At 55.7% G+C, this 12,374-nt stretch carries 11 protein-coding genes and 1 pseudogene; 8 read left to right on the top strand and 4 right to left on the bottom strand.

All coding sequences use genetic code 11. The features are described from left to right. The first annotated feature begins 59 nt into the window (after window positions 1-59). The 8 genes from JWS10_RS04190 (at window position 60) to JWS10_RS04160 (ending at window position 9,672) form a co-directional block, all read left to right on the top strand. Window positions 60-413, top strand: coding sequence for a winged helix-turn-helix domain-containing protein (locus tag JWS10_RS04190; RefSeq protein ID WP_299505093.1), 354 nt, complete (start codon window positions 60-62; stop codon window positions 411-413). Next, window positions 398-796: a hypothetical protein gene (locus tag JWS10_RS04185; protein WP_299505090.1), complete on the top strand. Its 399-nt coding sequence runs from the start codon at window positions 398-400 to the stop codon at window positions 794-796. Before JWS10_RS04190 ends, JWS10_RS04185 begins: the two co-directional genes overlap by 16 nt. A 90-nt stretch (window positions 797-886) precedes the next feature. Continuing rightward, the gene (locus JWS10_RS04180) at window positions 887-1,537 is read left to right on the top strand and encodes a tetratricopeptide repeat protein (RefSeq protein ID WP_299505087.1); all 651 of its coding nucleotides are present in this window, start codon (window positions 887-889) and stop codon (window positions 1,535-1,537) included. A 334-nt stretch (window positions 1,538-1,871) separates the two neighbouring features. Next, window positions 1,872-2,564 carry a DUF899 family protein gene (locus tag JWS10_RS04175; RefSeq protein WP_299505085.1) on the top strand — a complete coding sequence of 231 codons (693 nt, stop codon included), beginning with the start codon at window positions 1,872-1,874 and terminating at the stop codon, window positions 2,562-2,564. A gap of 71 nt (window positions 2,565-2,635) precedes the next feature. After that, window positions 2,636-2,824: a DUF1428 family protein gene (locus JWS10_RS21220; protein WP_366943512.1), complete on the top strand. Its 189-nt coding sequence runs from the start codon at window positions 2,636-2,638 to the stop codon at window positions 2,822-2,824. 799 nt (window positions 2,825-3,623) lie between these two features. Further along, complete coding sequence (locus JWS10_RS04170) at window positions 3,624-6,623, top strand: ATP-binding protein (RefSeq protein WP_299505082.1); 3,000 nt, start codon at window positions 3,624-3,626, stop codon at window positions 6,621-6,623. A 166-nt stretch (window positions 6,624-6,789) separates the two neighbouring features. Beyond that, window positions 6,790-7,194, top strand: a complete 405-nt coding sequence (locus tag JWS10_RS04165; protein WP_299505079.1) for a response regulator — start codon at window positions 6,790-6,792, stop codon at window positions 7,192-7,194. A 66-nt stretch (window positions 7,195-7,260) separates the two neighbouring features. After that, a complete protein-coding gene (locus JWS10_RS04160; protein ID WP_299505077.1) occupies window positions 7,261-9,672 on the top strand; it encodes an ATP-binding protein in 2,412 nt (803 codons plus the stop codon). 6 nt (window positions 9,673-9,678) lie between these two features. On the opposite strand, the gene JWS10_RS04155 is transcribed toward JWS10_RS04160, so the two are convergent. The 4 genes and pseudogenes from JWS10_RS04155 to JWS10_RS04140 all read right to left on the bottom strand — a co-directional run bounded on the left by JWS10_RS04155 (window position 9,679) and on the right by JWS10_RS04140 (window position 12,297). Beyond that, complete coding sequence (locus JWS10_RS04155; protein ID WP_299505074.1) at window positions 9,679-10,053, bottom strand: hypothetical protein; 375 nt, start codon at window positions 10,051-10,053, stop codon at window positions 9,679-9,681. Further along, entirely contained in the window at window positions 10,050-11,003 is a 954-nt protein-coding gene (locus JWS10_RS04150; protein WP_299505071.1) for a PleD family two-component system response regulator, read from the bottom strand. The genes JWS10_RS04155 and JWS10_RS04150 overlap by 4 nt, the downstream gene beginning before the upstream one ends. A 530-nt stretch (window positions 11,004-11,533) precedes the next feature. Further along, window positions 11,534-11,932: pseudogene (locus JWS10_RS04145) on the bottom strand (IS3 family transposase); the annotation flags it as partial. 29 nt (window positions 11,933-11,961) lie between these two features. Then, window positions 11,962-12,297: a recombinase family protein gene (locus tag JWS10_RS04140; RefSeq protein ID WP_299505069.1), complete on the bottom strand. Its 336-nt coding sequence runs from the start codon at window positions 12,295-12,297 to the stop codon at window positions 11,962-11,964. Window positions 12,298-12,374 lie beyond the last annotated feature (77 nt).

Below are 12,374 nucleotides of genomic sequence, written 5' to 3'. Positions count from 1 at the left end.
GCTTAATCAAATTAATCCTTCTGCCATCAGGTAAGCCCGTCTAATGCAGCGGCCAGCGCATCTGGCTGGAACCGCAGGTCCTTTCGTTGCTTGCGCATCTGATCCGCCACCGCCACCGGATGGTGAGCAAAGAGGAAATCTCCAACGCGATTTGGCAGCGGCAGTCCGCCTCAGACGCGAGCATCGCAAGCCGAATTCGATCCGCCCGGCAGGCGGTTGGCGATGATGGGGTGCCACAGACGGTTATTCGCACCAATCACGGCAGGGGCTTCCGCTTCGTGGCCGACGTGCAAGAGCGCCACTCCGCCAAGATCATCGAGCAGGTTCAAGCTGTGGAGCCGGGTGGCCTGCTGACAACCAGACCTTCGATTGCCATTTTGCCATTAGCATGCGTGGCATGCCACCCGAACTGACAGTCCTTGCAGATGCGATCCCGCATGAGATCATTCAGGCGCTTTCTAGAATGCGCTGGCTCGCTGCGATTGCGCGCGGATCTTCCTTCCGATTTCGGCAAAGGGAGCCGGATTGCAGCCTCGTCGCTACGGCGCTTGGCGCGCGGTACATTCTGTCTGGCGAAATAGAGATGCGCGGCGCCGGCCTGTTTATCACACTGGCGTTGGTCGACACCGGCACCGATGAAGTGCTGTGGGGAAATCAACTGATCGCTGCACTGGATGGAATTGATGATCTTCAACACCGGATCGTATCGCATCTGATCTCGACACTGGATATGTATATTCCGTTGAATGAGGCTCAGGCGGCGATGCAACGCGGCTCGGAAGCGCTGGATGCCTAGGCCAACTACCATCTGGGCCTGCAGCATCTCTATCGCTTTACAGCCATCGACAACGGGCGGGCCGGGCTGCATTTCGGGCGAGCCGTCGCGTTGGACCCATGCTTCGCGCGCGACTACGCCGGGCTCTCCTTTACCAGCTATCTTGATGCCTTTTTGCATCTTGCGCCCGATGTCACAGCGGCCACTCAAGCTGCGCGTCGTTACGCCGAACGCGCGGTTGAACTTGACCCGCTCGATCCCTTTGCCAGCTTCACAATGGGCCGATATCACTGGCTCACCAACGAACCCGACACCGCACTAGACTGGTTAAACCGAGCGACGAGGCTGAACCCTAATTATGCTCAGGGCTTCTATGCTTCTGCATTCACGTCGATGCTGATCGGTAATGTTGACGCAACTGGCAGCGGCCTGGAAACAGCGCTGAAACTCAGCCCGCTTGATCCGCGGCTCTACGGTATCCACGGTGTGCGGTCACAAATCCTGATGCAGAAAGGCGATTATCAGGATACGGCGCGCTTCGGGGACAAAGCGGCAGCGACACCCGGCGCGCACTACCTTATTGCGATGATCGCAGTTGCCGCCAACAGTCTCGCCAGACGCCACAATCAAGCTTCCCGATGGAAACATGCGGTGCGCCGACGCAAACTGATGCATCTGCGGCGCACTACTTTGCGGCCTTTCCGACACGAGACGCCGCCTCACGATCAAAGATTGAAGCGAACTGCGCCGCCATGGATTTGAGCAACAGATTGTTGGAAAATTACGAGCCGCTCGCATGTGCCTTGTCGGGGCAACCTACCCTATCACTATCCACCGCTACCAAAAGAAAACGCGGTTTAGGGCGTCGGTGATCAACCGATCCCCGTATTAGCTGGATAGCCGCATCGATGGCCGTGTTCAGCGCCAGCGGGCGCTGCGCCTCGACGAAGAGCCTGAGCCTACGCGCAGAACGCTGCATCGAATTTGGCGTGCAGTGGCAAGGTCGTGCCGCATTTGGCGAGCGGGCGAAGTTCTAGTAGCCGACGCATTTTTAAATTGAAATCAATATAACTCACACGGGAATCGGAGCATCACCATGGCCGACACACTCATCCCAGCTGCCGATCTTGCGGCCCGCTCGACGGCGCATTGGCCGAATGAAAGCACGAGCTATCGTGCCGCGCGCACAGAACTTTTGGCGAAAGAAATCCGGCTCAGACGCCATATCCAAGAGGTCGCTGCCCTACGGCGCGACCTGCCGCCAGGTGGCGAGATCGCGCAGGACTATGTATTCGAGGGCAAAGGCGGACCGTTGAAACTGAACCAACTGTTCGGAGATCACGACACTCTCGTTCTCTATTCGATGATGTATGGCCCGGATCGTAAGAAGGTCTGCCCAATGTGTGCGGCTATGCTTGACGCTTGGGACGGCATGGCGCGTCATGTCACAAAGCGCGTCGCTCTTGCCGTCGTTGCGCGCTATGCAATCGACCGTATCTTAGAATGCGCGACCGAACGGGGCTGGACTGGGCTTACGTTTCTTTCCGATCCAACTGGCGACTACACCGCCGATTACGTCGGTGAACGCGATGCCGACATGCCCGCTTATACGATCTTCCGGCGAGAGGGTGGGATCGTGCGCCATTTCTACAGCGGCGAGGGCGGCATGGAGATCGCCCATCCCGGTCAGGATCCGCATGCCGCACCGGATATGAACCCGCTTTGGGTGCTGCTCGATACTACGCCTGAGGGGCGCGGAACCGACTGGTATCCGAAGCTAAATGTTTGATGCACAAAGCTGGGTTGGGCGCGTCCCGCCCTCCATAAGCAGAAAAGCATTATGACCTATGTCAGTGGTTTTTGATCCAGGTTCCTACAGACCGAAATGAAGATTATCGCGAGATGGCCAAGCAAGCTTCTATAATGTTCCGCAGCTTCGGTGCTCTAGAGATGCTAGAGGGCAGGGAAGAGGACATGCGCGACGGAAAAGTGGCAGACTTCCGGCGCGCAGTGCAGGCTAAAGACGGCGAGGCCATCGCGTTCTCGTAGATCGTCTGGCCGGACCGAGCCGCCGCAGACCCCGCCAGCCAGATGCCCGGCCACTCAGGCGCACCCTTCGACATTCAGCGGATGATCTTCGGCGGGCTCTCTACCCTCTTCGAAATGGGTCGTGGTGGGAAGGCCGATGACAACGCGATGGCACACCAGCCGAGTACGGGCTGATGAAACATTAGCCTGAGCTGGCACATACTTTCTACGCCCATGAGACACGATTTGAGTTTCGACTGACCTCTCGGCGAAAATATCGAGACTATTGCGCCTTTTGCGCGCCTAAGAGGGTGTCAGCTTTGTCTTGCCCACGCCCGGACGTGCTCGATAGATCCGGCCAAGTCCTAATCTTTCAAGCACGGAAGTTCGATCATTTCTGCAACCATTCCTTGAAGGGTTATACATAAATGGGGGTGCCAGCCTAACAAGGGTGGGCGCTTATCGGCAATGTCACCTGCGGCCCAGCGGATGCGCTTTTCGTCTGTGCTGCGGTCAACTTCGTTGTCGGCACAGAGTATGTAGAACGCCGCGATCAATCGAGGCGAACAGAAAGTCCACGGATTGCGCGGGCGTCCAAGCTCCCGATGGCTTTTCCGTGCGCCCATATGCAAAGCTTGTGGAAGCATTTGAACATTCGGACTTTTTTTTACAATAATGTTGGTTTTTCTAAACACTCATTAGACAACGACATAGGAAACGACAAACCTCAACTTTCGCGCAGCCCGAGAAATCGCTGTTCGACCCTTGTCTTTTTCGGCAAGAAATCGTTAGCAATATGCAACCTGTGGGGGAAACTTCGGTGGACAATATTGCGGCTTTGGTTGCAGCCTTAAGCAACCTTCTGGACTCGTGCCAACTCGGCGCCAAACCGGCGATTGACGTTGCTCTTAGTCAGCTTTGCCCGCTGATCGAGGCCAGCCAAACACTGGTCTATTTTTGCGCTGATGATAGCCTTTTCACGTTGGCCTACCGCTCACCACCTACCGCGCAAGACCACAGCGGAGCGCCGCCGCTCTACCTGCCGACAAGACTGGTTTCGGCTTGGCGCGGCGACAATGCAGACCACAAACCGCTGCAGATTCTGAGCGCCGACTTTCTTGACCCGGGCACCGACACCGGGTGCGACGCCTGTCCTCATGAGACTTTCATCCTGATCCCGATGGTTTTGCAGCAGAAATGCGTTGGGGTGATTGGGTATGCGGTGTCCGGAGCCCACTCCGACAGCGAAGTTTTGATGCAAACGCTACGCGACCTGACAAACATAATGCAACCCGTTCTGGCCAAGCTGCGCACCGCTGACGCGGTTGGAACTCAAGGTCCTACAACGCCCACGCGAGATAGTGCGCCAACACACGGCGTAGGGACAGAGCCGCGAAATGAGGACTTGGCAGTCTCGGCATTGGTTTCAGCGGCCGACGCCGCGCACATCCGACTGACCAACGCTATCCACGCGTTGCCAGACAGCATTGTGATTTTTGACGCCAACCAACGTCTTGTCGCAGTCAATGCCGCTTACCATCGTGCTTTCCCCGCCATTGCGGAACATGCAGTGGCCGGTGTGAAATTGGCTGATCTGCTCAAGATTGGCCTTGAAAAAGGTGCGTTTCTCGACAAGCCGACCGAGGCTGAAAAATGGTCATGGCTTGAAGGCCGGCTGTCTGAATATTGCAAAGCTTACTCTGAAGATGAAGTGCAACTTCCCGATGGCCGTTGGATGCACCGCGTAAACACCCGCACTTCGGATGGCGGCATCATAGCGATGGGCTTTGACATCACTGCCAAGCGCAACCAGATTGCGGCGTTGGATGCGGCCAACAGCGATCTGAGGCGGCTGCTGGTTGACCGTGACCGCGCCGAGCAACAACTTAGAGGCGTCATCGACGGGGCGGCCGTTGGCATTTGGGAAATCGATACACGCTGCGATAAACTTCATCTCGGTGGGCATTGGGGCGAAATCATTGGGTGTGAAACGTCAAAATTAAACGGGCTGTCGGTAGACGACTTTGTCGCCATGGTGCACCCCGAGGACAAGGCGAAGATACTCGATGCACAAGACTTCGATCCCGACAGTGACAATAAGATCCGAAACACCGAATTTCGGATGCGCCATGCCGATGGCCACTGGGTGTGGATTTTGTCACGTTGCCGGGTATCAGAGCGCGCCGCTGATGGCACATTGCTGCGCATATCGGGCGTGCATTTGGACGTCAGTGAACAAAAGCAGCTTGAACAGGATGCCTTTGCCAGCCGCGCCTTTCTGCTCGATGTAATGGATGCCAGCAACTCGGCGATCGTGGTGCTGGATGATGGGCACCAGGTGTCCTATGTCAATCATGAAGCCGAACGTGTCATGGGGCTGTTCAGCAAAATTGAACCCGGCCAAAATTTTGATCTGTCGACGCTGAAGCTTCTGCGTGCCGATGGCACAGCTTTGCCAGAGGATGAGTCACCATTCAACCTTGCCCTGCGCGCGGCTCAGCCGCTGCGCGACGTTCAAATTGGGTTTTTGCACCATGACGGCGGGCGGGGCATTCTGGCTTTCAACGCGGCCCTTCTGGATAAGGGCGAACAGCAATTTGGTGTTGTTTCATTCTCCGATATCACTGAACGGCTTGCTGCAACCCAAAGCTTGCAGGACGCGCTGGCCCGCGCCGAAGAAATGAGTCGGGCAAAATCCACTTTCCTTGCCAATATGAGCCATGAAATACGCACCCCATTGAATGGCGTGCTGGGTATGGCCGAAGTGCTGGCAGACATTGTTTCCGAACCCTTGCAGCGCCAGATGGTCGACACCATCCGCAAGTCGGGAGAAACGTTGCTGACCGTGCTGAACGCTATTCTCGATATGTCAAAGATCGAGGCCGGCAAGATGGCGCTTGAACAAGCGCCGTTTGTGCCGCTGGATCTGATCCGCAAAGCCGAAGCGATTTACGCCATCGCCGCCGAAGAAAACGGCGTAGAGTTTGAGGTGCTGGCCACAGCGGGCTGCGACAAGCCGCGATTGGGCGATGCTCATCGCTTGATGCAAGTGCTGCACAACCTGTTAAACAATGCCTTCAAGTTCACCGAAACCGGCAAGGTGACGCTGAAAGTGTCCTGCCGTTCGGGTAAACCCGTGCAGATTGAGGTTTCGGATACCGGCATTGGTATGGATGCGATGCAAGTGTCTCGGGTGTTTGAAAGCTTCGTGCAAGCCGATGGCAGCATGACGCGCCGCTTTGGTGGCACTGGCCTTGGGCTGTCTATCGCGCGACAACTGGTGACGCTGATGGGTGGCACAATCTCGGCGGAAAGCACGCCCGGTGTTGGGTCAATCTTCCGCATCGTCTTGCCGCTGCCGGATGCCGAAAGCGCACCTTCCTCCCCGAACAAATCCATGGAAATCTCGTTGCGCGAAGATGCTCTCGCTGACGTGCGCATCCTGACAGCCGACGACAATGCCACCAACCGTCTGGTGTTGTCAGAGATGTTGGCCAAAACCGGCGCCATCGTGTCGCAAGTTGAGAACGGCCAAGACGCCATCGACACTTGGCTGTCTGCGCTTGAAAGCGGCTCGCCGTTTGCTTTGCTGCTCCTAGATATCACCATGCCGGTGCTAGACGGAGTGAGCGCGCTGGCAAAGATTCGTTACATCGAGGCCGCACGCGCGCTGCCCCGAGTTTTTGCCGTCGCCGTGACAGCCCATGCCATGCCAAGCCAGATTGCAGATTACCTCATCGGCGGGTTCGACAGCCATTTGGCCAAACCATTCCGACGGGCCGATCTTTTGCACACACTACATAGCCTTTTGAGCAATTGATTTAACACGCCACAATCACCGATTGTTAAGTGCTCTCACCTTTGCAACTTCTGAGTAAATAACCGAATTTCGCCACTTTTCTGGCAAAAATTTATACAATCCGCGTTATAACAGCGGCGATACATTGTTTGCGCTGTGTGACGGGCGGATCAAGATGACAGAATGTGTGACAAAGACCAACTTCCAAATCCTGTTGGCCGAAGATGATGTGGTCAATCAAAGCATTGTTCAGGCGTTCCTGTTCGGGTTCAACGTCGAGGTGACGATTGCGTCTGACGGGCGCGAAGCTTTGGAAGCGGCGCTGACGAATAAGTTCGATCTGATGATCGTCGATCAAAACATGCCGTTCATCACGGGTGACCGGGTAATCCGCCATCTGCGGGCCGGACGGTCCATCAACTCCGCAACGCCCGTGATCAGATTTACCGCCAATGCCGATCACCCGACGTTTGATCTTGTCGCCGCAAGCGCGCAGCTCGAGGTCACTTTGCCCAAACCACTTACCAAGCAGTCGCTGATATCCACCGTTGGCGCTATGTTGGGCACAATCTTGTCATCGCCGGAAGCCTAGTCCAACATATACTTGACAGCCACAGGCCGTCTTGAGGAAGTGTTTTAGACAACCAAAAGGGCCAATGTGAGCACCGCAAACAAATTAGAAGCCGCTTCAAACGCTGGATATATCGGCCCAGCAGCCCCCCCAGTTAAGGAAGCAAATGACCAGCTTCAGAGCGAAGCACTGCGTCTGCTTGAACACGGCGTAGTAATCTATGATGCGGATGACCGGTTCGTTTATTGCAACCAGACGTTTCGCGGCTTCTACCTGATGCTTTCGGCAGTTTTGGTGCCCGGTCAAACGTTCCAGGATATTCTGCACTATGCCCTAGCGCACGGTCAACTCGTGGAAGCACAAGACAGCCGGGATGAATGGGTTAGCAATCACCAAATCAGTCGGCGCACGAACGGAAACAGTTTTGAACGCACGCTGGCTGACGGTCGCATCCTGCGCGTGGTAGCGCAAGTTTTGCCGGACGGTGCTCTTATCGAGGTTCATACCGACATCACTAGGCAGTTTTTGGCGGAGCAAAAATTGCGCAATCTGATTGCGGGTGCGGGCATATGCACTTGGGAATGGAATGTTACAACCCGCGAACATCGTGTCAACGAGTACTGGGCCGCGCTGCTAGGCTATCGTTTGGAAGAACTTACCCCCATTACGTTCGAAACTTGGCATCATCGTGTTCATCCTGATGATCTTGTGGCCACCGAGGCGGCGTTCAATAAATTGTTTGACGATCACAATGTTGTTTACAAGGCTGAGTATCGATTGCTCCATAAGAATGGGCATTGGGTCTGGGTGCTCGATACAGGTCGCACACTCTCGTGGGCGCCGGATGGCTCGCCAGAACTGATCACCGGCGTGCAGGTTGATATCAGTGCGCAAAGGGCGCGCGAAACGGCACTGACGGCTGTAAAAGCAGAACTGGAACGCTCGATTGCCGAGCGCGCCAAAGTCGAACAGCGCCTGATCGACATTGCCACAGTCTCGGATGGCTGGTTGTGGGAGATGGACGCCAACCGCCGCTTTGTCTTTGTACTGGACGGCGAATATTTCGACGATGGCGGTGTCCCGAAAGACGGTTTGCTCGGTAAAACCCAAGAAGAATGGCTGAATGCTCACCCCGATATGTATCAGGGCATCGACTGGAGCATTATGCTGGATGCTCTAAACAACAATCAGCCCTTTCGCGATTTTGTTTACCGCGCACCGCAACCAACCGATGGCGCAGTGCGCTGGCGGAGGATGAGCGGTGCGCCGGTCTTTGACAAATCAGGCGCCTTCGCAGGATTTCGTGGCGTTGGTTCGGATGTGACTCAGCTATATGTAGCCAAAGCCCACGCTGAAGAAGGAAGTGCCACAAAATCGAAATTCTTAGCCAACATGAGCCATGAAATTCGCACACCGCTGAACGGGGTACTGGGGATGGCCGAGCTTTTGGAATCTACTTTGGAACACGCCGACCAAAAGCGCATGATTGGCACTATCCGCCGCTCGGGCGAGGCGCTGCTGAATATTCTTAACGATATTCTAGACATGTCAAAAATCGAAGCGGGCAAGGTAGAATTTGAGGAGGTTCCGTTCAGCCCGCTTGATCTCGCCAAACGCATCGAAGATCAGTACGAACTACGTGCGGATGAAAAAGGCTTGTTGTTTGAAGTACTTATTGGCTCGGGTGCCGAAATTCTACGCATTGGCGATCCCCATCGCGTGCAACAAGTGCTGCACAATCTTGTCAGCAATGCGATTAAATTTACCGACCGCGGAGATGTCACCGTCAAACTCAGCGGCCGCTCGGGGATGCCATTGGTCATCGAGGTCACCGATACTGGTATCGGCATGACGCAGGAACAAGTCTTGCGGCTGCATGAGGAATTCAGCCAAGCCGACAGCTCTGTAACTCGCCGTTTTGGTGGCACGGGTTTGGGCATGGCTATTACTCTGTCTTTGGTCGAACGCATGGGCGGTACGATCAAAGTTCTGTCTGAGCGCGGTCGGGGCACTACGATTAGCGTCTCACTGCCGCTGCCGGTCAGTACCGTTGCCGCAGATCGCGCAGCAATTGCAGTACCCATGGGGCTGACGGGCCTGCGCCTTTTGGCCGCCGATGACAACCTTACAAATTGCGCAGTGCTTGAAATGATGCTGACCCGGCTTGGTGCTGAGGTGATAATCGTAAACGACGGCGCGCAAGCCCTGCGAGCTTGGCAGGCCGACCGCTATGATGCCATTTTGTTGGATATTGCGATGCCGGTGATGGATGGACCAACAGCATTGCGTGAGATTCGTGCGCTTGAAGCCGCGCGGAGCCTGCCACCGATCCCGATTATTGCCGTAACTGCCAACGTTATGGCACATCAGGTTGCGGATTATCTTTCGTGGGGGTTTGACAGCTGCCTTGCCAAGCCGATCAGCTCGATTGACCTGTCGCTCGCCGTCGGAGCGCTTGTTACAGCGGGTGCGCAACGCCACCCCAGCGAAAAGCCCTAACCGCGATCAATCGTCCAGCAGGGCTTCCATTTCCACCAAAAGCGCTTCTAACAACGGGTCTGCCACCCTTTGCAAATAGCCGCTTTCCGCGAATTTCGCCGGGTTCTCTGTGATCGAACGATCCAGGTCCCCGGCCAGCGCGCCAGCTTTGGCAAAGCCAAGCGTGCCGCCGACGCCTGCAATCTTGTGCGCAATATCGGCAATCCTAACCATTTCAACCTGCGGATGCTCACTCTGCTCAGCCAACCTGCGATATGCCTCAAACGCCATGATGCGTTCGATAAGAAGTTCGCGGAACATAACCCGCGCAGGTTCTAGCGCCGCGTTTAGCTCCGTCGCAGCAAAGCCGCCTGATCCATCGAAGCTCGCAGCCGCCCTCATGCCGCCGCCCACCCCCTCCTTGCTTTTGCCACCGGACGCGCTTGCGCAAGTGCCACCGCGTGATCCAAGATGCTGGTGGGATTGAACAGCCCGAAGAATGACGTGCGCACCAACGGTCCTACATTCACATGCGGCAGCGGCAAGCGATCTCCGGCGTAAAAGCTGGCGAAATCCTCAATACCCTCGCAGATCGACAGTTCAAGATCAGCCGGGTCAATCGTGGGATGTGCCGGCAAAACGCAGACAAAATTACCCGCCCCGGCATAGGCGATCATCAGCTGTTCCGACTTCACGGCGTCGGTGATTGCAGAAGCTACGTCGCCCAACATATTCACGAAACCCGCAGCCGAGGTCTTTCTGAAGAACAACCCAGCATTTTGCACCGAAATCCCCAGAGCGGGTGTCGAATACATCCGCTTATTGCCCAGCATCAGCAGATAATTCTCCAGCGCCAGGTAGTCGACGCCACGATCAAAACCCGGGATCGGAAAGGACTTGTCGAAATCCACCTCAATCGAAATCACATCACTACGCTGATCAAATTTCCGCTCCAGCGCTGACGACACGCGCCGCTCGTTTAGCAAGCGCTCCACCATGCCAATGCGCGCTTTTAGCTCCACCACATCCAAAGGCTTGGTGATGTAATCAGTAGCCCCAGCAGAAAAAGCATCGTCGATGAACCGCTTACCGGTCATTGCGGTGATCATCACAATCGGCGTGCGCCGATAGACATCCATGCTGCGTAGACGTTTGCACAGTTCCACTCCACTCATGCCCGGCATCTGAATATCCAGCAAAATGCAGTCAAATGCTTCGCCAGTGAGCCCCAGTTTGATCAAAGCCTCGGGCCCAGAATGTGCCGTGGTCACGTCGTGCTTGCCCAAACTGTCCAGCGTCGGCAACAAAACACCCAGAAAAACCTCATCGTCGTCTACCGCTAAGATTTTCATTGCCGTTCCTTTCGATCAGTGCCTTCCGGTTGCAGATCACGTGCTATTTTTACAACCTACGAGACAACGCTGGCTATCAATTTTGTCAAATGTCGGGCAAAATGAAGGTGAGATAAATTTTTCATGCTCATGCTCATAATGTGTTCTGAAAGCCGTAAGCGCTCTTTAGCGCTACATCGCGCAAGGTCGTCATCGCCGCAAAGATGGCCCGCACCATTACGCCGTGATCAATCCGGCGAACCCTATCGCCCCTTCCTTGAGGGGGTGAGCCCAAGGGGGGAGGACCCCTCTCTGCAGAGAGGGGTCGAGGCAACTTCCTGACCTCGTAGATAATGTTAGGGCCTTCCGCATGGGATTTAGGATCTCGTCTTAAGGACGGAGAAGGCGGCAAACAGGCTAACCCTGTATTTGCTATGAAAGAGACCACTTTTTGACGGCGGAGCCCGCCTGGGCAACTTCCAAAGGCATCCGGTCGCTCGGACGTCCCGTGAACTGGCGCGCTAAACCGTTTTTCGTTCCCGAGCTAGGGCGTTGTAGCTAACCACTGTCCCAGGCTTGCCGCGGCTCTCAAAGAGGGTCGCAAATTCACGCGCCACCCGTGCCCACGACAAGGATTTGTCGGCGACAAGGGCGACGCATCGCGGTGCTGTCATCGAAGAAGGTCACGATCCGGAACCGGCGACCATCGGTTAGTTGATCCGAGACAAAATCCGACGATCCCGCTGCCTGGCAGCGGTTTGCCATCAAATCGCAAAAGGGGGCGCTGCTTGGGCATCAGACTCATCTCCACAGGGGGCCCCTAGTCCGATGGCCCGCTTGCGCCCACCCCGGCGGCGCACATGGAGCCTTTCTTGGCGGTAGATACGGAACAAGCGCTTCTGATTGACCTCATGGCCTTCGCGCCGCAGCAAGACATGCAGCCGCCGGTAGCGGATAACCCTTGCGATTCCATTTCGGATTAATTGTTGGCGCGGCTCGTATCCATGAGTGCATACATGACAACCGTCAGGCCAGCCTTCGCCGAATAAACTTGCTTGTTGGACAGCGTAACAACGTCCACGCCGGCCATGACAATGCTTATCGAAAGGTGCATTGCGGGTATTTCCGCTTCACGGCTCAAACGATCAAGACTTTCAACCAGCAATACCGGTCCAGCCTGAAATTTTCCGCTTTCAGCCGCCGCTCTGAACTGTCCTAACGCCGATTTTTTACCAGGATTATTGCCCGTGTATGCTGATACGCCGTGACCTGCTCCCCTGAAATGTCCGCATCCTGAGGTTAGTCTGTTCTCCATCGAAGGAGACGGACATGAAGCGCAGTAGATTCACCGAAGAGCAGATCATCGGCATCCTGAAGGAGCATCAGGCGGGG

Origin of the sequence: Cypionkella sp. (assembly GCF_028290025.1) — a bacterium.
GTDB lineage: Bacteria > Pseudomonadota > Alphaproteobacteria > Rhodobacterales > Rhodobacteraceae > Cypionkella.
This window is presented reverse-complemented; position numbering and strand designations above follow the sequence as displayed.